This window comes from Streptomyces sp. Root431, assembly GCF_001426585.1.
In the GTDB taxonomy this organism is placed as follows: Bacteria; Actinomycetota; Actinomycetes; order Streptomycetales; family Streptomycetaceae; genus Streptomyces; species Streptomyces stackebrandtii.
The window spans coordinates 259,332-278,567 of the sequence record NZ_LMEI01000013.1; the positions used below are offsets into that span (position 1 = coordinate 259,332).

20 protein-coding genes are annotated in these 19,236 nt (G+C 71.3%); 7 read left to right on the forward strand and 13 right to left on the reverse strand.

Going from position 1 to position 19,236, the window contains the following annotated elements:
- Positions 1-2 precede the first annotated feature (2 nt).
- Positions 3-710, reverse strand: a complete 708-nt coding sequence (locus ASC82_RS26610; protein ID WP_056653047.1) for a GntR family transcriptional regulator — start codon at positions 708-710, stop codon at positions 3-5.
- 84 nt (positions 711-794) lie between these two features.
- The gene (locus ASC82_RS26615) at positions 795-2,159 is read right to left on the reverse strand and encodes an aspartate aminotransferase family protein (RefSeq protein ID WP_056653050.1); all 1,365 of its coding nucleotides are present in this window, start codon (positions 2,157-2,159) and stop codon (positions 795-797) included.
- A 166-nt stretch (positions 2,160-2,325) separates the two neighbouring features.
- Here ASC82_RS26615 and ASC82_RS26620 point away from each other — a divergent pair, with 166 nt between their 5' ends.
- Both ASC82_RS26620 and ASC82_RS26625 read left to right on the forward strand, forming a co-directional pair.
- Positions 2,326-2,931: a DJ-1/PfpI family protein gene (locus ASC82_RS26620; RefSeq protein WP_056653053.1), complete on the forward strand. Its 606-nt coding sequence runs from the start codon at positions 2,326-2,328 to the stop codon at positions 2,929-2,931.
- The gene (locus ASC82_RS26625; protein ID WP_056653059.1) at positions 2,928-3,398 is read left to right on the forward strand and encodes a helix-turn-helix domain-containing protein; all 471 of its coding nucleotides are present in this window, start codon (positions 2,928-2,930) and stop codon (positions 3,396-3,398) included. The genes ASC82_RS26620 and ASC82_RS26625 overlap by 4 nt, the downstream gene beginning before the upstream one ends.
- Here ASC82_RS26625 and ASC82_RS26630 read toward each other — a convergent pair whose 3' ends face one another.
- Together ASC82_RS26630 and ASC82_RS26635 are read right to left on the reverse strand one after the other, a co-directional pair.
- Positions 3,399-4,196: a DUF2785 domain-containing protein gene (locus ASC82_RS26630; RefSeq protein WP_056653062.1), complete on the reverse strand. Its 798-nt coding sequence runs from the start codon at positions 4,194-4,196 to the stop codon at positions 3,399-3,401.
- Between the two features lie 47 nt (positions 4,197-4,243).
- Positions 4,244-4,690, reverse strand: coding sequence for a hypothetical protein (locus tag ASC82_RS26635; RefSeq protein WP_056653065.1), 447 nt, complete (start codon positions 4,688-4,690; stop codon positions 4,244-4,246).
- A gap of 156 nt (positions 4,691-4,846) precedes the next feature.
- Between ASC82_RS26635 and ASC82_RS26640 the strand changes: the two genes are divergently transcribed.
- On the forward strand, positions 4,847-5,425 hold the full coding sequence (locus ASC82_RS26640; RefSeq protein WP_079039547.1) for a Scr1 family TA system antitoxin-like transcriptional regulator: 579 nt from the start codon (positions 4,847-4,849) through the stop codon (positions 5,423-5,425).
- A 7-nt stretch (positions 5,426-5,432) separates the two neighbouring features.
- Here the strand turns inward: ASC82_RS26640 and ASC82_RS26645 are convergent, their stop codons facing one another.
- The 4 genes from ASC82_RS26645 to ASC82_RS26660 form a co-directional block, all read right to left on the reverse strand.
- Complete coding sequence (locus tag ASC82_RS26645) at positions 5,433-6,323, reverse strand: glycoside hydrolase family 19 protein (protein WP_056653068.1); 891 nt, start codon at positions 6,321-6,323, stop codon at positions 5,433-5,435.
- 102 nt (positions 6,324-6,425) lie between these two features.
- Complete coding sequence (locus ASC82_RS26650; RefSeq protein ID WP_056653071.1) at positions 6,426-7,271, reverse strand: VCBS repeat-containing protein; 846 nt, start codon at positions 7,269-7,271, stop codon at positions 6,426-6,428.
- Positions 7,272-7,435: 164 nt separating this feature from the next.
- Positions 7,436-7,657 (reverse strand): hypothetical protein, encoded by a 222-nt coding sequence (locus tag ASC82_RS26655; protein WP_056653074.1) that lies wholly within the window; start codon positions 7,655-7,657, stop codon positions 7,436-7,438.
- Between the two features lie 179 nt (positions 7,658-7,836).
- Positions 7,837-8,778, reverse strand: coding sequence for an NADP-dependent oxidoreductase (locus ASC82_RS26660; RefSeq protein ID WP_056653076.1), 942 nt, complete (start codon positions 8,776-8,778; stop codon positions 7,837-7,839).
- 172 nt (positions 8,779-8,950) lie between these two features.
- Here ASC82_RS26660 and ASC82_RS26665 point away from each other — a divergent pair, with 172 nt between their 5' ends.
- Positions 8,951-10,492, forward strand: a complete 1,542-nt coding sequence (locus ASC82_RS26665) for a substrate-binding domain-containing protein (protein ID WP_056654271.1) — start codon at positions 8,951-8,953, stop codon at positions 10,490-10,492.
- A 76-nt stretch (positions 10,493-10,568) separates the two neighbouring features.
- A complete protein-coding gene (locus ASC82_RS26670; protein WP_056654274.1) occupies positions 10,569-12,452 on the forward strand; it encodes a serine/threonine-protein kinase in 1,884 nt (627 codons plus the stop codon).
- Positions 12,453-12,454: 2 nt separating this feature from the next.
- Here the strand turns inward: ASC82_RS26670 and ASC82_RS30470 are convergent, their stop codons facing one another.
- The 4 genes from ASC82_RS30470 to ASC82_RS26690 all read right to left on the reverse strand — a co-directional run bounded on the left by ASC82_RS30470 (position 12,455) and on the right by ASC82_RS26690 (position 15,952).
- Positions 12,455-13,630, reverse strand: coding sequence for a hypothetical protein (locus tag ASC82_RS30470; RefSeq protein ID WP_157863507.1), 1,176 nt, complete (start codon positions 13,628-13,630; stop codon positions 12,455-12,457).
- Between the two features lie 322 nt (positions 13,631-13,952).
- Complete coding sequence (locus ASC82_RS26680; protein ID WP_056653081.1) at positions 13,953-14,324, reverse strand: hypothetical protein; 372 nt, start codon at positions 14,322-14,324, stop codon at positions 13,953-13,955.
- Positions 14,321-14,815 carry a DUF6232 family protein gene (locus ASC82_RS26685; RefSeq protein WP_056653084.1) on the reverse strand — a complete coding sequence of 165 codons (495 nt, stop codon included), beginning with the start codon at positions 14,813-14,815 and terminating at the stop codon, positions 14,321-14,323. Before ASC82_RS26685 ends, ASC82_RS26680 begins: the two co-directional genes overlap by 4 nt.
- 192 nt (positions 14,816-15,007) lie before the next feature.
- Complete coding sequence (locus ASC82_RS26690; protein ID WP_056653095.1) at positions 15,008-15,952, reverse strand: LysR family transcriptional regulator; 945 nt, start codon at positions 15,950-15,952, stop codon at positions 15,008-15,010.
- 87 nt (positions 15,953-16,039) lie between these two features.
- Here ASC82_RS26690 and ASC82_RS26695 point away from each other — a divergent pair, with 87 nt between their 5' ends.
- Positions 16,040-16,870 (forward strand): oxidoreductase, encoded by an 831-nt coding sequence (locus tag ASC82_RS26695; RefSeq protein WP_056653098.1) that lies wholly within the window; start codon positions 16,040-16,042, stop codon positions 16,868-16,870.
- A 61-nt stretch (positions 16,871-16,931) separates the two neighbouring features.
- On the opposite strand, the gene ASC82_RS26700 is transcribed toward ASC82_RS26695, so the two are convergent.
- Positions 16,932-18,215, reverse strand: a complete 1,284-nt coding sequence (locus ASC82_RS26700) for an adenylosuccinate synthase (protein WP_056653106.1) — start codon at positions 18,213-18,215, stop codon at positions 16,932-16,934.
- A gap of 142 nt (positions 18,216-18,357) precedes the next feature.
- Here ASC82_RS26700 and ASC82_RS26705 point away from each other — a divergent pair, with 142 nt between their 5' ends.
- A complete protein-coding gene (locus ASC82_RS26705) occupies positions 18,358-19,155 on the forward strand; it encodes a hypothetical protein (RefSeq protein ID WP_056653110.1) in 798 nt (265 codons plus the stop codon).
- Positions 19,156-19,236: the final 81 nt, after the last annotated feature.

Sequence of the window (19,236 nt, forward strand, 5' to 3'; positions counted from 1 at the left end):
CGTCAGCGCGCGCGGCTGTCCAGGCGGTCGGCCCACTCCAGCGAGTGCGTGTTGTAGTCCCGTACGACCGCGACGGCCGCCTCCGCGTCGCCGCGCGTGATCGCGTCCACCAGGTCGATGTGTCCGCTCCACAGCCAGCCGTGCATCTCCCGCTCGGAGCGCAGGTAGGGCACGGAGAAGACCCAGGCCTGGACGCGGAGCCGGTGCAGGAAGTCGGCGATGTAGTCGTTGGCGGCGACCAGGCGGGCCAGCTCGCGCCAGTAGCGGATGTCGTAGCCGATGAGGACGTCGAGGTCCCCGGCGCGGGCGGCGCGGGCCGCGGCCTCTCCCCTGCGCCGTATGGAGACGAGCGCGACGCCGATCCCGAGGTCGGGTTCCGTGGTCGCGGAGCGGGGCGGCACGAGGGCGGCGTCGCGGCGGAAGATGCCGTCGACGACGAGCATCCGGGCCTCGACCATCCGCCGGTAGTCGTCGACCGAGTACTGGTGGACGCGGAAGCCGCGGTGCTGGTCGGAGTCGAGGAGCCCCTGTGCGCAGAGGTCGACGAGCGCTTCCCGTACGGGCGTCGCGGACACCCCGTACTGCTCGGCGATCTGCTTGACCGTGAACTCCTGGCCCGGCTGGAGACGCCCGGCAAGCACTTCGTCACGCAGCGCGTCCGCGATCTGCTGTCGCAGGGTGTTGCGGGTGACAGCTGCGCTCGCGGGCATGTGGTCGGCCCCCTCCGTCCGGCTTCGGACACCCTAGTCCAAACGGAGGGAACCTCCCCGTATGCCGCTATCGCGACCCGACGGTCACGCGGTGTACTCGTCGGCCACCGACAGCGCCGCGTCCAGGGCCGCGAGGCCCTCCTTGGCCTCCGCCTCGGAGACGTTGCAGGCGGGGACGGCGTGCGTGCGGTTCATGTTGATGAAGGGCCACAGGCCGTTCTTCTTCGCCGCGGCGCCCAGGGCGGCCATCGGCGCGGCGGCCTCGCCGGCGGCGTTGTACGGGACGAGCGGCTCGCGCGTCTCGCGGTTCTTGACCAGCTCAAGGGCCCAGAAGACGCCCATGCCGCGGACGTCGCCGACCGACGGGTGGCGCTCGGCGAGCTCGCGCAGGCCGGGGCCGAGGACGTTCTCGCCGATGTGGGCGGCGTTCTCGACGACCTTCTCGTCCTCCATCACCTGGATGGTGGCGACGGCGGCGGCGCAGGCCAGGGGGTGACCGGAGTAGGTCAGACCGCCCGGGTAGGCGCGCTTGTCGAAGGTAGCGGCGATCTCGGCGTTGATGGCGACGCCGCCGAGGGGCACGTAGCCGGAGTTCACGCCCTTGGCGAAGGTCATCAGGTCGGGCACGACGTCGAAGTGGTCGGCGGCGAACCACTTGCCCGTGCGGCCGAAGCCCGCCATGACCTCGTCGAGGATGAAGACGATGCCGTACTTGTCGCAGATCTCGCGGACGCCGGCGAGGTAGCCGGGCGGCGGGGTCATGATGCCGGCGGTGCCGGGCACGGTCTCCAGGATGATCGCGGCGACGGTCGCGGGACCCTCGAAGGCGATCGTGTCCTCCAGGTGCTGGAGGGCCCGCGCGCTCTCCTCCGCCTCGGTGGTGGAGTAGAAGGGCGAGCGGTAGAGGAACGGCGCCCAGAAGTGCACGACGCCGGCGGAGGCGGTGTCGGAGGGCCAGCGGCGCGGGTCACCGGTGAGGTTGATCGCGGTGGAGGTGGCGCCGTGGTACGAGCGGTAGGCGGAGAGCACCTTCGTACGGCCGGTGTGCAGCCGGGCCATGCGGACGGCGTTCTCGACGGCCTCGGCGCCGCCGTTGGTGAAGAAGATCTTGTCCAGGTCGCCCGGGGTGCGCTCGGCGATGAGGCGTGCGGCCTCGGAGCGGACGTCCACGGCGAAGGCGGGCGCGAAGGTCGCGAGCTTCCCGGCCTGCTCCTGGATCGCGGCGACGACCTTCGGGTGCTGGTAGCCGATGTTCGTGTAGACGAGACCGCTGGTGAAGTCGAGGTAGCGGTTTCCGTCGTAGTCCCAGAAGTACGAGCCCTCGGCGCCGGCGACGGCGAGCGGGTCGATCAGACCCTGGGCGGACCAGGAGTGGAAGACGTGCGCGCGGTCGGCGGCCTTGACGGCCGCGCCGGCCTGGGGATCGGGTGCGGCGACATGAGGGGTCATGCGGTCGAGGGTAAGGAATCGCAGGTGGGGCGGGCCATGGCCATCTTGTCCACCGAGACCGGGCGGGACGCGACACCTTGCTCTGTCCCGCTTTGGACCCGGGCGGCGACTCGGAGGAAGCCACATCCTTATTGACAGCAAGCTGTCATCATGACAGTCTTCTGTCATGGGAATCGAGAGCGACACCAAGACCGTTCATCTCGCCGTCTACGACACGCTCGCCGACTGGGAGACGGGCCACGCCACGGCCTGGCTCGCCCGCGCCGGCTACACGATCCGGACCGTCGGCCCGGTCGCCGGAGAGCCCGTCACGACGATCGCCGGAATCCGGATCGTCCCCGACCTCGCGCTCGCCGACCTCCGCGCCGAGGACAGCGCCCTGCTGATCCTTCCGGGCGCCGAGAAGTACGACGAGGGCGACGAGCTCGCCCCCTTCACGGCCAAGGCCCGCGCCTTCCTCGACGCCGGCGTGCCGGTCGCCGCGATCTGCGGCGCCACGGCGGGCCTGGCGAAGGAGGGCCTGCTCGACGACCGCCCGCACACGAGCGCCGTCTCGTTCTACCTCGCCGCCACCGGCTACAAGGGCGGTGAGCACTACGTCGACGCGGACGCGGTGACGGACGGGGACCTGATCACGGCCGGCCCGACGGAGCCTGTCGCGTTCGCCCGGGAGATCTTCGCCCGGCTGGGCGCGTACGAGGGCAAGCGCGACGCCTGGTACCGCCTCTTCCACGACTCCGACCCGGCGGCCTTCGTCGAGCTGAACTCGTGAGCCGCCAGGAGCAGGACGCCCTCTCCCGTACGGCTCTGGGCGTCTTCCGCCTGAACGGCCAGTTCCTCGCCGTCTCCGAGAAGCTGGCCGAACCGGCCGGCCTGACCGCCGCCTGGTGGCAGGTCCTCGGCGCCGTCCTCCCCGAACCGCTCCCCGTCGCCGGGATCGCCCGCGTCATGGGCATCACGCGCCAGAGCGTCCAGCGGATCGCGGACCTGCTCGTACGGGAGGGCCTGGCGGCCTACGAGCCGAACCCGGCCCACCGGCGCGCCAAGCTCCTCGCCCCCACGGAGGCGGGCCACGCGGCGATCGACCGCATCGGCCCGGGCCACGCGGAGCTGGCGGCCCTGCTCGCACGGGAGCTGGGCGGCCAGGAGGCGTTCGACGAGACGGTACGGGTGCTGGAACGGCTCTCGGGGGCGCTGGAGGCGGTCAGCGCGCGCTACGCCGACCCCGAGCCCTCCTGATCAGCGCCTGACGATGCGGTCCAGGACCTCGGCGAGGCGGGCCTTCACCGCCTCGCCGTGCGTCAGGGGCTCCGGGGCCGCGCCCGGGTCGGCCGGCGGGCGTACGCCCCGGTCGGCGAGGACGTACAGCAGGCGGAGCGTGCGCAGGCAGTTGGAGACCTGGGCGGGCACCGGCGTGACGATCCGGTCGGCGCCGAACTCCGCGGCGATCGCGTCCAGCCATCCGGTCGCGTCGCACTCGCTCAGGTCGGGGCGGGTCAGGACACGGGCGACGGCCCGCGCCAGCCGGTCGTCCTCCAGCTGGTCCCACACGTGCGCGGTCGGCGCCGTCAGCCGCGCGGCGGCGAGGTCCAGCATCCGCACCGGGTCCACCTCGGCGTGCCGCCCGAACGCGCAGAGGAGGTCCGCCCCGTGCGCGACCGCGTGGAGCCAGCCGAGCTTCTCGTCGTGGCCCCGCAGGTCCTCCTCCGCCGGGTACCAGCGCGCGAACGCGTCCACCCACTCCGGCCTGACGTCCCCCTTGCCCACGAGCATGTCGAGTACGAGCGGCGCGAAGGTACGGGCCTGGATCTCCGGGTCCTCGAACCGCGCCGCCATCTCGTCGCCCAGGGCGAGCCGTCGGGGCCCGTCGATCACCCCGCGCTCGATCCAGGTCGCGAGGACGGAGTAGGCCGCCCCGTCGCGGACCCCCGGGTCGGGATCCGCGAGCGCCCGGGACAGCTCTCCTGTCAGTTCGGACAGGTCGCGGTCGGCGGGTATGGCGTAGTCAGCGGCTTCGATGCCGTTCCAGTCGGTCACGGCGGCACAATAAGCGCATACCGCCGCCGCGCGCCGAGAATAAAATTTCACTGATCCCGGGCGGTCGTGTCCGCATACGCGTACGGGTCCGCGAACAGCTCCGTCACCGCACTCCGTAGCAGCAGCGTGTGCACGAACCGGTCCGGCCCCGCCGGCGGGAACCGCCACGCGAGCGGCCAGGTCCTCCCCGTCAACGCGGGCACCGGCACATAACTCACATGATTCGCACCCGCGTTGAACCGCGTCACTCCGCGCGGCCACGACCGGTGCGCCGTCAACCCCGGCGGCACGAGGAAGTACACCCCCCGCCGGCCGTTCGCCTCGATGACGACCGGGCCGGGGTCGCCCCCGGTGAGCACCTCTATCCGGTCGGCGAGCCGGCGCCCCTCCTCACCGTCGACGCGAACGGCGTCGAATTGCACTCCCGCCTTCCGGAGTTGGAATCCGGAGACCGGAATCCAATCCGCGTTTACTTCCCGATTCTCTGCATTCACGAGGACATGTTCCCGCGCCGCCGCTAGCGTTTTCCACGACTGCGGAGGGCGCGTCGGCAACCCCTTGACCTGCACCAACGCACCTCGTGGGCAGTCGAATTCGGCGGGGAGCAGTTGAGACCGGTTGAGACCGGTTGAGTTCGGATGGGGATCGCGATGGCGCGAGAAGAGAACAAGGAAACCGTGGGACCCGCGGCGCGGATGGCCGCCGCAGTGGCGAAGCGAATGCGGGTGAAGAAGGGCCTGACACAGGAACAGCTGGGCGCCCAGATGGGCTACAGCGGCGCGGCGATCAGCGCGATGGAACGCCTCCTCCACCCGGTGAGCGACGAGATGCTGGTCCACCTCGAACGCATCCTGGGCGGCGGCACGGGCATCTTCGAGGAGATGCGCCCGCTCGTACGGCTGGAGAAACTGCCCGAGCAGTTCCGCGGGTACGCCCCGATCGAGCAGAAGGCCGTCGCCCTCTGGCTGTACGCGAACCACGTCGTCCACGAGCTGTTCCAGACGGAGGCGTACGCGCGGGCGCTGATCGCGGGCGGACATCCGGAGCCGACGCCGGAGCGGGTGGAGGAGCTGGTCATCAGCCGGATGGCACGAAAGGCTCTGTTCGACCGGAAGCAGGTAGCCACCTGCGCCCACGCCGTCCACCTCCGGGACTCGAAGGTCAGCGACGGGCCCACGTTCGCCGTGGAGCCCGCCGCCTGGACCGCGTTCCTGACCTGGCAGGACTGATCAGCGTCTAGCAGTACAGGTTCGCACCGGCCGGGACGCCCAGGATCTGGGTGAACTGCTGGTACTTGGTGACCCGGCTCTGCACCTGGGCCGGGTTGCCGCCGTTGCACTCCAGGCTGCCGTTGATCGCCCAGATGGTCTGGCCGAAGCCGGCGCCGTTGACCATGGCGTTGTGGGCGGTCATCGTGCCGGGGCCGTTCTGGGTGTTCCAGTACCAGAGGCCGGTCTGCATGGCGACGGCCGGATCCTGCTCGACGCGCCACGGGTTGTTGAGCAGGTCGATGCCGAGGGCGTCGCCGGCCGCCTTGTAGTTGAAGTTCCAGGAGAGCTGGATCGGGCCGCGGCCGTAGTACGCGGCCTGGCCGGCGGGGCAGCCGTAGGGCTGGTTGGCGTCGCAGTAGTGCGGGTAGTTCGCGGTGTTCTGCTCGACGATGTAGTAGAGGCCGCCCGTCTCGTGGGAGACGTTCGCGAGGAAGGCCGCGGCCTCCTGCTTCTTCACCGTGTCGCTGCCGGTCTTGGCGAAGGCGGGGTAGGACTTCAGGGCGTCGGTGAGGCCCTTGTACGTGTAGAAGGGGTTCCTGCTCGGGAACATCTGGTTGAACTGGGCCTCGGAGACGACGAATCCGGAGGGGTCCGGGTCCGTGCCGCCGCCGCCCGTGCCGCAGACGCCCTCGTCGCGCCAGACGTCGGAGGAGCCGGGGCGCTCGTTCTGGGTCCACCACTTCGCGTACCAGTTGTGGCCGTTGTACGAGGCGGTCATGCCGCCGGTGTAGACGCTGCCCGAGTTCCAGGCTCCGACGCAGGCGGGGGCCGCGCCGGCGGTCGCGGAGGGGATCAGTACGGCGAGTCCAACTGCCGTACAGAGAGCGGCGATCAGAGTGATCAGCCTTCGCAGCATGGCTGTCCTTCCGGTGGGGGATCCGGGTGGGGAGAGCCAGAAAAGCGCGATTGGTCTGGACCTGTCAAGGTCCAGACCAATCATCGTGACAAAGTGCCGGGACTACAGCAGGTTGTACGACTGGTAGCCGGTGCCGATCTGAGCCGGCGCCTTGAACGGCGTCGCGGCGATGCCCGTGCCGTAGTAGCGCATCAGCGCACCGCTGGGCTTGCGGGCGAGCAGGTCGGCCTTGCCGTCCTCGTTCAGGTCGCCGACCGAGATCAGACGGTCGTACGCGTTCCAGCCCTGGCCGATCTTCGTACGGCCGCTGAAGGGGGCCTTCCAGTTGCCCGTGCCCTTGTAGAGGTACAGGTAGCCGGTGGACTTCTCCTTGGCGACGATGTCGGGCTTGCCGTCACCGGTCAGGTCGCCCTGGCCGGCGATCTGGTTGTAGGCGTTCCAGCCGCCGCCGACCCGCACGCGGGGGGTGAGCTTGCCATCCGGGTACGCGAGGTAGCTCCACAGCACACCGGTCTTGTCGACGCCGATGAGGTCGGCCTCCTTGGCCCCGCCGGTGTTACCGGGCGAGAGGACCGTGGTGTAGGTGTTCCAGCCCCAGCCGATGACGTTCGCGTCCTCAGCGGTGCCTTCGGTCGAGAAGAAGTCCAGGCGCCCGTTCTTGTAGAGGGTCCAATCGGCCTCGGGGTAACCGTCGTTGTCGTTGTCGGCGCTGATGATGTCGGCGACGTCGGAGAAGTCGTAGTCGAACGTCTCCCCGCTGAGACCGCCCGTGTAGTTGGGGAACCACACCCGCAGGTCCGACGTCGTCTTGTGGACGCCGTACATCGGGAAGGTCGGCTGCACCGGCAGCTCCTCCGCGGAGGCGGTGCCGGCCACGGTCGCCGTCGCGACCGCGACGGCGGTGGCGACGAGCGCGCCCTTGAGCGCACGGCGACGAATGATGTTCATCGAAAATCCCCCCTGGGACTCTTCGGCGGCGCACTTCACACGCCACTGAGGTTTCGAATCCTGCCACAGCGTTCGACTGTTTTCGGACCAGAAAAAGACGGCTCCGGGGCGGCGGATCGCCGCCCCGGAGCCGGCCGGGGAGAGAGCGGGACGAACGGGGTGCTTTAGAGGGGCAGCGCCGAGGTGACGGTGCTGAGCGCGGCGGGGTTCGCCGCGTCCGTGACGGCGCCCAGGGGGGAGTCGGACTGGGTGGCGACGCCGCCGACGGGACCGAGCAGGCCGGTCGCGCCCGCCAGGGGGTCGGCCGCGGCGGCGGCGCCCGCTCCGATGCCGATGGCGGAGGCGGCGAGGGCGAGGGCGGTGAGGACACGCTGGGAAGAGTTCATGTCCCGGCTAACGAGCCCCCGCGCGCCAGGTACCGGTGCATCCGACATCCACCCCGGGCGGGGGCACTCGGGGTGGACGGGGTTGACCGATGGGAACCGGTCAAGGGCCATCGGAACCGGTCGGGCCATGGGATCTGATCAGATCCGATCATCCGAGCCGGTCAGATCACCGCAGCCGGTCAGATCATCAGGACGATGCGGCCCGGGCGGTGGCCCGCCTCCGCCCGCCGGTGGGCCTCGGCGGCCTCCTCCAAGGGGAGGACATCGGCCACCCGGGTGATCACCTCGCGGGCCGCCACCTTCTCCAGGGTCTCCTTCAGGCGGGCGGCGTCCGGCTTCGCCCGGACGGCCTCCACGCGGATGTTCCGTTCGGTGGCCGGAATCCGGTCGGGAGCGATCGCGACGAAGACGCCGCCGTCCTTCAGGAGCGGAAGGTGCGCCACGCCGACGAGCGCCCCGTCGAAGATGCCGTCGACCGGCTCCGGGACGACCGCGCGCACCCGGGCCAGCACGTCCTCCGGCGTGCCGCGCGGGACGGCGTGCTCCGCGCCGAGGATCTTCAGCTCGCTCTCGTCGCCCTCGTGGGCGATGGCCACCACCCGCAGCCCGGCCGCCGCCGCGTACTGGACCACGAAGCGGCCCACCACGGCGCTGGCACCGGTCACGAGCAGCGTCGCCCCCTCGGGGAGCGCGAGGCGGTCGAGGCCCAGCTGGGCCGTCGCCGAGGCCAGCGGGACGGACGAGGCCACGGTGAATTCCACGTCCTCCGGGATCGGGGCCAGCCACTCCGGGGCGACCCGTACGACCTCGGCGTACGTGCCCTCGCCGGTCAGCTCCTCGTACCAGGGGACGAAACCGGCCACACGGGTTCCCGCGGCCATCCCGGGGACGGGATCGAGCAGCTTCCCCGCGAAGTCCGTCCCGAGGACGAACGGGGGCTTGAGGGCGCCGACCGCGTCCGCGTAGAGGCCGGCCCGGATCCGTAGGTCCGCCTGGTTCACACCGGCGGCCTTGAGCCGCACACGCACCCTGCCCGGGACGTCCCCGGCCTCCGGCTCGGGCCGGCGGGCCATTCTGAGGACCTCGGGTCCGCCGTAGGCGGTCACTTCGACGACACGCATGGGGTACTCCTCAGACGGAAGGCCCCCTCGTGGCCATTACACCCACGCCCGGGACCCCCGGGCAACCTCTGTTGACCCGCCCGCGAGCCCCCGCCTGAAGGAAGGGAGAACTCCGGGTGACGGGCGGCTACGCGCCCCACGGAACCGCACACACGTGCGTACCGTCGCGCGGGTGGACTGGCTCACCGCTGAGAACCTCATCGCCCTGGTCACCGCCCTCCTCGGTGTCCTCGTTTCCACCGGTGCCGTCTGGTACGAGCGACGGGTGCCGCACCAGCGGCGGATCGGCTACCGCGTCCAGCTCGACACGACCATCGGGAACGCCGCCGCGAACGGGGCGGCCGGCGGCCCCGGCGCGGCCGTGCGGCGCGGGTTCTTCGACGCGACCCCGGCCCTGCGGGACGCCACGCTCGTCCTGCTGCGGATCGAGAACGACGGGGCCATGTCGATCGGCGCCGACCACTACACGGACGGTGACGACCACGGACTCACGGTCCAGTTCGCACACCGGCGGGTGCAGGCGGTCGTCGTGACCGCCCCCGACCACCCCCGGCTGCTCAGCCATTTCACCGACAGCTGGGTGGGCCCGGCCGAGGGTGACGCCACCGTCCGGCTGCCCAAGGTCCCGCTCAACCGCGGCGCCCACTACAAGCTGCTCGTGCTGCTCACCGGCGGCCCGATCGGCGACCCGGTCTCCGTCGACGGCAACATCGCCGAGGGCCACGTCCACGTCAACCACAGCACGACCCCCGACGACAAGCCGCCCGTCTTCAGCCGGGTCGCCCGCACGGTCACCGTCGTCCTCACCGTCTGTGTCGTCGCGCTCGCCGCGATCATCGTCCGCGAGCAGACCCCGCCGCCGATCGGCTGCGCCCGCGGCACGCTCACCGTCACCGGCTCGACGGCCTTCGCGCCGGTCGTGCGGGAGCTCGCGAAGAAGTACGAGAAGGACTGCCCCGGCTCGACGGTGAACGTGACCGCGCACGGCTCGACCGCCGGGATACGGGAGCTGGAGGCCTCCGGGGCGAAGCCCGCGAAGGGCTCCCCCGCCGTCGTCGCCCTCTCCGACGGGCGCAAGCCGAGCGGCTACCCGCAGCTGCGGGAGAGCATGGTCGCGGTCTCCCTCTACACCCTCGTCCTCAACGACGGGATACCCGTCGAGAGCCTCACCCTGGACGAGATCCGCCGCCTCTACCGGGGCGAGATCAAAGACTGGAACGAGCTCGTCCCCAGCCTCCACCAGCCGGTACGGCTCATCAGCAGGGACGCCAACTCCGGGACCAGGGAGGTCTTCCAGCGCCGTGTCCTCGGCCGCAACGAGCTGGCCAACTCCTCCCTGAACTGCGAGAGCATCGACGACCCCGCGTCCACGGTCGTCCGCTGCGAACTCGACTCCACCGAGCAGGTCCTGGCGGCCGTCGCCAAGCTCCCCGGCGCCATCGGCTACACCGAACTCCGCAGCGGCAGCGACCTGAAGGGGCTGCACCGGGTGGCCATCGACGGGCGCCGGCCGGTCGTCGAGGAGATCGGCGAGTCCCCCTACCCGTACCGGGAGATCGAGTACGCCTATACCTGGGGACAGCCGCCGGCCGACTCCCTGACCTCCAGCTTCCTCAACTACCTGATCAGGGGCAGCGGCCAGGACGTCGTCCTCACCCACGGCCATCTGCCCTGCTCGACCCCGAAGGGGCTGCGGATCTGTGGGGACGGCTGACGGCGACGGGAGCGGGGACGGCTGACGGGGACGGCTGACGGAGACGGCTGGGGCGCGGTCTGGCATGCTCGTCGCCGTGGAGCCATTGAACGCGGAAGACCCGGTCAGCATCGGTCCGTTCCGTCTGATCGGCCGTCTCGGGGTCGGGGGGATGGGCCGGGTGTTCCTCGCGCGCTCGGCCGGCGGCCGGACGGTCGCCGTGAAGGTGGTGCACACCGAGCTGGCCGCCCAGGAGGAGTTCCGGCGGCGGTTCGCCCGGGAGGTCGCCGCCCTGGAGCGGGTCGGCGGGACGGGCACGGCGCCCGTGCTCGGCTCGGACACCTCCGCCGACGCCCCGTGGGTGGCCATCGGATACGTACCCGGTCCCTCGCTGCGGACCGTCGTCGGCGACGAGTTCGGGCCGCTGCCGCCCGCCACCGTGAAGGCGCTGGCCTCCGGACTCGCCCGCGCCCTCGTCCACATCCACGCCGCCGGGCTCGTCCACCGCGACCTCAAGCCGTCCAACGTGCTGCTGACCGTCGACGGCCCCCGGCTCATCGACTTCGGCATCGCCCGCGCCGTCGACACCGTCGCCGAGGGCGGCGGACTGACCACCACCGGCGCGGTCGTCGGCTCCCCCGGCTTCATGTCGCCCGAACAGGTCCGCGGCGACCGCGTCACGCCCGCCTCCGACGTCTTCTGCCTCGGCTCCGTCCTCGCGTACGCGGCGACCGGCCGCTCCCCCTTCGGGTCGGCCGACAGCGGCGTCCACGCCATGATGTTCCGCATCGCCCACGACGAGCCCGACCTGACGGACCTCGCACCGGAGCTCGCCGGGCTCATCCGGGCCTGCCTCGCCAAGGACCCGGAAGGACGCCCCTCGGCGGACGAGATCGTCGAGACCCTGCCGGTCGCCGACCCCTGGCTCCCGGCGGACGTCCTCGCCCGGCTCGGACGCCACGCGGCCCGCCTCCTGGAGGCGGAGGCCGGGACGGGGCCGGAGCACGTCGGCGCGGCATCGGCCGCCGCCGCCGGTGATCCGACGCCCGCCACGCCCCTGCCGCCCACCGCCCGCACCGGGCCCCGGGCCCGGCGCCGCAAGCCCCTGATCGCCGCCCTGGCGACCCTCCTCGTGGCCGGCGCGGCCACCGCCACGTACACCTTCTGGCCCGACCCGGACACCGGCGGCGACGAGCAGAAGAACCGCGGCAAGGGCGAGACCAACGGCGTCTCCGCCCGGCCCGCCGGGATCGTCCCCGCCGGCTTCCTCGGCGCCTGGGAAGGCGTGATCCAGGGGACCGCCGACCACCCCCGGGAGACCGCCCGCATCGAGATCACCCAGGGCGCGGCCGGCGCCAAGAACGCCGTCTACGTCCAGGTCTCCGAGAACCGGCTCTGCATGGGCCGCTCACGGCTCGTCTCCGCCGACGAGGACAAGGTCGTCTACGGGGAGTCCGACGTCACGAACAGCGTGCCCGCGCAGCGCTGCACGCCGGCCGCCCACCAGACCCTCACCCTGCGCTCCCCCGACGTCCTGGAGTGGACCTCCGGCGCCGCGAAGGCCACCTTCCGCAAGGCGCCCACCGGCACCGCCGTCGTCCCCGCCCGCTTCCTGGGCCGCTGGCGCAGCAAGCCCATGCGGGAGGTCTACGGCGACAACGACGACCGCTTCACCACGGAGGTGACGGTCAGCCAGGGCCCGATCGGCACGCAGCTCGTGCGCATGACGGACGTCTTCCCGCGCACGAACGACGCCGGCGAGATGACCACCGACGTCGTCAGCTGCGGCTCCACGGCCGTCCTCGCGGGCGTCGGCGACTTCCTCGTCATCGGCCCCCTGGTCAAGGACCCGGAGAGCACGGACGCCGAGTGCCCCGAGAACGGCTCCAGTTACCTGGCCGTGGACAAGTGGGAGGGCAAGGACCGGCTCCTCGTCTACCCGATGGTGGACGCGGAGCCGGGTGAGTTCCTGCGGTTGTAGGGCTATTCGGGGATGCGGGCCGTGCAGGTGGAGAACGCCTGGGTCGTGACGCAGGAGAAGAGTGCGCTCCAGTCGCTGTTGGTGTCCGCGGCACCCGCCTTCACCGTGGCGACGCAGGACTTGTCGGTCAGAGCCCACAGGGATCCGTCCGGCCAACCGGCCTGCTGCGTACGGTTCTGCACGACGTCGAGGCAGGCCTGCGGTGCCTTCAGGCGCTTGAGCTCCTCGACGAGCTCCTGGTACTTGTCGTTCGACGTCGCGGCGGCCTGCTCGTCGAGTGTCTGCTTGGCGGCCGACCGCTCCGACTCGGAAGCGCTCGCGCTCTGGTACGTCTTGAGCGCGGCGGCGTTCTTCTGCAGGTTCTCCTTGACCTTCTTCTTGTCCTCCGGCTTCGTCGGCGCCGCACCCGGCTGTTCGACGGCCACCAGACCGCCGAGGAGCACGTCCGCCCACTTGGAGTAGAAGGCCTTGGCTTCCGGGGTCAGGGTCTTGTCCGTGAGGTTCGTGACGACGCGGTTCAGGTCTTCGAGGACCATCCCGTAGAGGAGCAGGTCCCCGATGGTCGCCTTCGGGTCGGTGAACTTCAGTGACGCCTCACTGATGCCGCGCGCGATCTTCTCGAACCTGGCCTGGTCCTCCTTCGACACGGTCGCGTCCTTGCTGAGCTTCAGGGCCTCTCCCATGCCCGTCGCGAGGCTTTCGGCAGTTGCCTTCTGCGACGGCGTCGACTGCGGGTTGTTGATGATGGCGAGGAGGCTGTCCAGCGACTTCTGGGCCTTCGCCTTCTCTGCTGCGGAGAGGGCGGAGCCCGAGATACTTGTGTCCACCTGCGTCTTGATCTCGGTGGCGGTAAGGGTCGGCAGTGCCACCTCCTGGACGGGAGGCGCGTCCTCGCCGTCGGCGGGCAGCACTTGCGCCTCACCCTCGGCGGGCGGCGCCTCCTCCTCACCAGGCGGCGGTGCCTCTTCCTCGCCGGGAGGCGGCACTTCCTCCTCACCAGGCGGCACTTCCTCCTCGGCGGGCGGCGGGACTTCCTCTTCCGCGGGAGGCGGCACCTCCTCCTCGACGGGAGGCGGCACCTCCTCGGCCGGAGGCGGCACCTCCTCCTCGGCCGGAGGCGGCGGCACCGGCTCCCCCTCGCCGGGAGGCGGTACGGGCTCGTTCAGGTCACTTGCCACGGTCTGGGACTGTGCCGGGGCGGCGGCAGGTGCCGCCATGGCACCCATGCCTGCCGACAAGGCCAAGCCGGCAGCCAGAAGGGACGCGCTCGCAGCCCGGACGACTCGTCGCTGGGCGGATGTGGTCATGGTGAATCCAGGTGCTATCGGGGTGCTGCTCGTCCTCGGGGGCCGGCCGACGAAGGCGGCCCAAGGTGACCGGAGTTCCACGACTCAACGGTGCACAGGAATCACAGGAACCACTCTTCTCCCGTGGTCCCGAGTTGGCAACTCGGGACCGGGGCGCCGAACACACTGAGTGAGCAAGGCCCTTGGAGGGGTCCTACCCGCCTACACCGAGTAGTTCCAGCGCGGCGCGGGCCGCGTCCAGGAGCGGTGTACCGACCGTCCCGAGCATCGCGGCGATGCCCGCGACCGTCAGCAGCGCCCGGCGCCGTACCGGGGACGCGGTGGCGGCCTCGTCCGCGGCGAGGACGGGCAGGGCGTCGTCGAAGGAGCCCCGGTCCTCGGGCGGCACCTCGGCGCGCAGCACCCGCATGAGCTCGACGACGGTCCGCAGCGCCTCCTCCAGGGTGGGCTGCGGCGGGGGTCCGCCGTGGTGGTGGACGATGCCCGCGTGGCCTTCGCCGCCGAAGATGTTCACCATGTCGCCGCTGCCGTGGTGGGCACCGCCGTGGTTCTCGCCGGACGTCACTTGATGATCCCCTTGTGCCCGTGCCCGCCGAAGATGTTGACGGTGTCGCCGGTGTAGTTCTTCATGTTGACCGTCAACTTCTGGACCCGTACGTGGAACTCCGTCTCCGGGTTCTCGATCGCGTGCGCGATGCGCCGGACGAGGTCCATGAGGACGAGCGGGTCACGGTTGGTGAGCAGGGCGAACGGCACTCCCGTGGTCTCGATGGCGAGGACCGTGTGCGATGCCGCGAAGAGGACGATCAGCAGGTCAACGACGGCGTAGACGAGGAACGCGAGACAGAGGAACCGGATGAAGTCCAGGCTCTCGCCGCTGTCTTCCTCGAAGGCGCCGATCACGGCCAGCACCAGCAGCGTCGGGACCAGTCGCTTCACGAAGGTCATCAGCGCCGCCCCGCGGTCGGGGGCGACGACGAAGATGTGGACACGGGCGATGTTCTCCAGCGGATAGCACGCGCCGTCCACCCAGAGCAGGCGCTTGCTGACGGTCACGTCGACGGTGTCGCGACCCCCGTGAGGGAGGGGTGGAGCCATCGGCCGGTCTGCCCACGGACGACCGGGCGGACGGTCCGGCGGCGGCGGTGTGGTGGGAGGTTCGGGCGTTTCCATGCTTCCCCCTGTGACGGAACCACGCGCGAGTGGACACCCATTAGGCGCTCAACACCCTTGCTACACAAGGCGAGTTCAGGCCTCGGGAGGGCAGAGTTCGGCCGCCGCGCGGGCGTAGCCGAGTACCAGAGGGCGGGTGTCGTCGGCGCGCCAGGCGAGGGCGAAGCGGCTGGGGGTGAGGCCGCGGACGGGGCGGACGGTGACGCCTTCGCGGGCGAGCAGCGGCGCGTTCCCGGCGGCGACCAGGCAGATGCCGAGGCCGCCGACGAGCGCCTCGTACGTCTCGTCCACCCCGCCGATCTCGGCGCCGATCACCAGTGGCCGCCCGTCCCGGCAGTCCAACGCCAGCCAGTGGTCGCGCAGTTCGGGGCCGGTGTCCGGCAGGGCGAGGAAGGGTTCGTCGAGGAGTTCGGCGAAGTCCAGGCTCTCGCGCGCGGCCAGCGGGTGCGTCGCGGGGAGCGCGACGAGCCGGGGTTCGGTGGCCACGACGACCCAGCGGAACCGGTCCGCGCCGGCCAGCGGCAGCCAGACGAAGGCGACGTCGCTGCCGCCTCCCCCTAGGACTCCGTCCCGGGAGGTGCCCCCAGCGAGGCCTGCCGTCGGGTCCTCCCAGGCCACCTGCCGCAGCTTCAGCCGGGCCTCGGGGTGCGCCTCGGTGAAGCGGGAGCGGATCGCGGGCAGCAGGCCGCCGCGCCCGGGGCTGGTGCTCATGCCGACGACGAGGGTGCCGTCCGCGGCCTCCCGCGCGTGCCGTACCGCCTCCCGGCCCTCCTCCCAGGCGGCGAGCGCGGCGCGGGCGTGCGGGAGCAGGGCCGTACCGACGGGGGTGAGGGCGACGCCCTGCCGGCCGCGGTCGAAGAGCGGGGCGCCGAGCTGCCGTTCCAGGGCCCGTATCTGCTTGCTGAGCGCGGGCTGGGAGACGTACAGCTTCTCGGCGGCGCGGGTGAAGTGGAGCTCCTCGGCGACCGCGAGGAAGTACCTCAGGTCGCGGCCGTGGACATCACTGGTCGTCATGCCCATGGGTTATCACGGCAGGTCTTGGACGGCCAAAGGGGTTGCGGCGCAGGCTTGTTGCATCGAGTTGAGCAGGCGAGAGGGAGTACGGACATGAGCAAGGTCTGGTTGATCACGGGCGCCAACAGCGGTTTCGGGCGGGCCTTCGCCGAGGCGGCGATCGCCGCCGGGGACGTGGTGGTCGCCGCGGCCCGCCGCCCCGGGACCCTGGACGACCTGGTCGCCGCCCATCCCGACCAGGTGGACGCGGTCGCCCTGGACGTCACCGACGCGGCGGCGGTCGACCGGGTCGTCGCGGAGGCCGCCGAGCGGCACGGCCGCATCGACGTCCTCGTCAACAACGCGGGCCGCACGCACGTCGGTTCGGTCGAGGAGACCGCGGACGCCGAGCTGCGCTCCCTCTTCGACCTGCACGTCTTCGGCCCGGCCGCCCTGACCCGGGCCGTCCTGCCGCACATGCGGGCCCGCCGCTCGGGCGCCATCGTGCAGCTCAGCAGCGTCGGCGGGCAGGCGTCGATGGCGGGCTTCGGCGCGTACAGCGCGACGAAGTTCGCCCTGGAGGGGATGTCGGAGGCGCTGGCCGCCGAGGTCGGGCCGCTCGGCATCAAGGTCCTGATCGTGGAGCCGGGCGCCTTCCGGACGAGCCTCTTCGGCAACCACAGCCTCAGCGGCGACGGCATCGCCGACTACGCGGACACGGTGGGCGCGACCCGGGCGTTCGTGGAGACGGGCGGCGGCACGCAGGCGGGCGACCCGGCGAAGGCGGCGGCCGCGGTCCTCAAGGCCCTCGACGCCGACGAGACCCCGCTGCGGCTCGCCCTCGGCGACGACTCGATCGACACGATCCTGGGCCACCTGGAGCAGGTGCGCGCGGACCTGACCACCTGGGAGAAGGTGGGCCGGGACACCAGGCTGGACGGCTGACGGACACGACGAAGGGCCCGCCCCCCGGTTCAGGCCGGGGGGCGGGCCCTTCGCTGTGTTCCTAGAGGAACGAGTTGATCTCGATCGTCTCGGTGCGGCCGGGGCCGACGCCGATCGCGGAGATCGGGGCGCCCGACATCTCCTCCAGGGCCTTCACGTACGCCTGCGCGTTCTTCGGCAGGTCGGCGAAGGTCTTGGCCTTGGTGATGTCCTCGGACCAGCCCGGCAGCATTTCGTAGATCGGCTTCGCGTGGTGGAAGTCGGTCTGCGAGTAGGGCAGCTCCTCGACGCGCTTGCCGTCGATCTCGTACGCGACGCAGACCGGGATCTGCTCCCAGCCCGTCAGCACGTCGAGCTTGGTGAGGAAGAAGTCCGTCAGGCCGTTGACGCGGGTCGCGTAGCGGGCGATGACCGCGTCGAACCAGCCGCAGCGACGGTCACGGCCGGTGGTGACACCGCGCTCACCGCCGATGCGGCGCAGGGCCTCGCCGTCCGCGTCGAAGAGCTCGGTCGGGAACGGACCGGCACCGACACGGGTCGTGTAGGCCTTGAGGATGCCGATGACCCGGCTGATCTTCGTCGGACCCACGCCGGCACCGGTGCAGGCGCCGCCCGCGGTCGGGTTCGAGGAGGTGACGAAGGGGTACGTGCCGTGGTCCACGTCCAGGAGCGTGCCCTGGCCGCCCTCGAAGAGCACGACCTTGTCCTCGTCGAGCGCGTTGTTGAGGATCAGCGTGGTATCCGCGACGAACGGCTTGATCTGCTCCGCGTACTGGAGCATCTCCTCGACGATCTGGGCGGCGTCGATCGCACGGCGGTTGTAGAGCTTGGCGAGCAGCTGGTTCTTGCCCTCCAGCGCCGCCTCGACCTTCTGGGTGAGGATCGACTCGTCGTACAGGTCCTGGACCCGGATGCCGACGCGGTTGATCTTGTCGGCGTAGGTCGGCCCGATGCCGCGACCGGTGGTACCGATCTTGCGCTTGCCGAGGAACCGTTCCGTCACCTTGTCGAGGGTGACGTTGTACGGGGTGATCAGGTGAGCGTTACCGCTGATCAGGAGCTTCGACGTGTCCACGCCGCGCTCGTTCAGTCCGCTCAGCTCGGAGAGCAGGACCGCCGGGTCGACGACGACACCGTTTCCGATCACCGGGGTGCACCCCGGTGAGAGGATTCCGGAAGGGAGAAGATGCAGCGCGTACTTCTGGTCGCCGACGACGACGGTGTGGCCGGCGTTGTTGCCGCCCTGGTAACGCACTACATAGTCAACGGATCCACCGAGGAGATCGGTGGCCTTTCCCTTGCCCTCGTCACCCCACTGAGCACCGAGCAGCACAAGTGCGGGCACAGGCGTACACCCCTTCCGGGTGGGGCATGTCCAAGGTCAGGGGCCGAGGCCGCCTCACCGGTGTGCCCCGGAATAGACGAAGCCCCTGGCGCAATAGCGCAAGGGGCTCTTGCACAAAGATGCTACCCGAGGAAGGACCGAGGTGTCGGATCACGACCAGCTGCTGGTCATCGTCGACCCGGTCGCCCGCCGAAGTGACGGCGAGTCCGTACGGATCGCGAAGGATGTCCTGTCGGCGGGCGCAGAAGCGAAGATCTGCCTGCCGGACAGCCCGGAGGAATTCACCCGGGCCCTGGCACGGCGCGGCTCCCGGCACCCCGTGGTGCTCGGCGACGACCGCGCGCTGCTCCGTACGGTGACGCTGCTGCACCGGGAGCGGGAGCTCGCCGAGGGGGCGCTCTCCCTCGTCCCGATCGGCCCGCCGGACGCCCTGGAACTGGCGCACGCGCTCGGCGTGCCGCGCTCCACCCCGGCGGCGGCGCGGGCGGTCCTCGACGGGGCGGTGCGCCGCCTCGACCTGCTCGTCGACGACAGCGACGGGGTCGTCCTCGGCGACCTCCTCGTCCCGGCCGTCCCCGCCCTGACCGCGCCGACCTCGTCCGTCTGGGGCACCTGCCGGTCCCTGGTCCGCACCCTGGTCCGGCCGGCCCCGACGGCCCTCGCGGTCCGCACCCACCGGCTGCGGGTGGAGGCTGACGGGGTGCTCCTCGCGGACGTGGACACGCCGGTGGAGGGCGTCTCGGTCCGCTCCGTCGCCGGTACGGCGGAGGTCACGGTCCACCCGGCCACGGCCCCCGCCCACCTCGCACGGGCGCGCACCCTCACGGTCTCGGGCCCGGACTTCCGCTACCGCGCGGACGGCCGCGTCTCGGGCCCGGTCCGGCGGCGGACGTGGACGGCCCGGGCGGGGGCGTGGGGGCTGACGCTTCCCCGGAGCTGACCGGGTCGCGGAGCCGAGCCGAGCCGGTGCCGACCGGACTTGTACGGAACGGTCCGGTACGGAACGGTCCGGTACGGAACC

Excerpts from the sequence above, each read along its gene's own strand:
- ASC82_RS26610 (WP_056653047.1), bottom strand. The coding sequence starts at position 710 with ATGCCCGCGAGCGCAGCTGTCACCCGCAACACCCTGCGACAGCAGATC.
- ASC82_RS26615 (WP_056653050.1), bottom strand. The coding sequence starts at position 2,159 with ATGACCCCTCATGTCGCCGCACCCGATCCCCAGGCCGGCGCGGCCGTC.
- ASC82_RS26620 (WP_056653053.1), top strand. The coding sequence starts at position 2,326 with ATGGGAATCGAGAGCGACACCAAGACCGTTCATCTCGCCGTCTACGAC.
- ASC82_RS26640 (WP_079039547.1), top strand. The coding sequence starts at position 4,847 with ATGGCGCGAGAAGAGAACAAGGAAACCGTGGGACCCGCGGCGCGGATG.
- ASC82_RS26645 (WP_056653068.1), bottom strand. The coding sequence starts at position 6,323 with ATGCTGCGAAGGCTGATCACTCTGATCGCCGCTCTCTGTACGGCAGTT.
- ASC82_RS26650 (WP_056653071.1), bottom strand. The coding sequence starts at position 7,271 with ATGAACATCATTCGTCGCCGTGCGCTCAAGGGCGCGCTCGTCGCCACC.
- ASC82_RS26655 (WP_056653074.1), bottom strand. The coding sequence starts at position 7,657 with ATGAACTCTTCCCAGCGTGTCCTCACCGCCCTCGCCCTCGCCGCCTCC.
- ASC82_RS26660 (WP_056653076.1), bottom strand. The coding sequence starts at position 8,778 with ATGCGTGTCGTCGAAGTGACCGCCTACGGCGGACCCGAGGTCCTCAGA.
- ASC82_RS26690 (WP_056653095.1), bottom strand. The coding sequence starts at position 15,952 with ATGGGCATGACGACCAGTGATGTCCACGGCCGCGACCTGAGGTACTTC.
- ASC82_RS26695 (WP_056653098.1), top strand. The coding sequence starts at position 16,040 with ATGAGCAAGGTCTGGTTGATCACGGGCGCCAACAGCGGTTTCGGGCGG.